General features: G+C 48.4%; 1 protein-coding gene. It reads left to right on the top strand.

The annotated features are described in order from the left end of the window. A partial coding sequence (locus R7R78_RS29860; protein WP_263856364.1) for a formate--tetrahydrofolate ligase occupies positions 1-502 on the top strand: 502 nt, incomplete at both ends.

Here is a 502-nt window from a genome sequence, read left to right as displayed (position 1 = left end):
ATCGCTGAAAAAGCAGGTCTATTGCCTGAAGAATTTGATACACATGGAAAATACAAAGCCAAAGTACACCCTAAGTGTTTAGCCCGCCTGAATGACAACCAAAACGGGAAATTGGTTCTGGTCACCGCGATTACCCCTACTCCACTAGGTGAAGGCAAAACCGTGACAACCATTGGCCTTGCTCAAGGACTGGCGAAGCTAAAGCAATCCGTGATGGCATGTATTCGACAGCCATCAATGGGGCCTGTCTTTGGCATCAAAGGTGGTGCCGCAGGTGGCGGATATTCCCAAGTTGCGCCAATGGAAGAGCTCAATTTGCATTTGACGGGTGATATTCACGCCGTTACGGCTGCACACAACTTAGCGTCTGCAGCTTTAGATGCGCGCTTATTCCACGAGCAGCGCGAAGGATATGACGCCTTTGAAGCTCGAACTGGTTTAAAAGCATTAAAAATTGACGTTGAAAGCATTACTTGGAAACGCGTGATGGACCACAACGACC

This window comes from Vibrio sp. 2134-1 (assembly GCF_033339495.1).
This window is presented reverse-complemented; position numbering and strand designations above follow the sequence as displayed.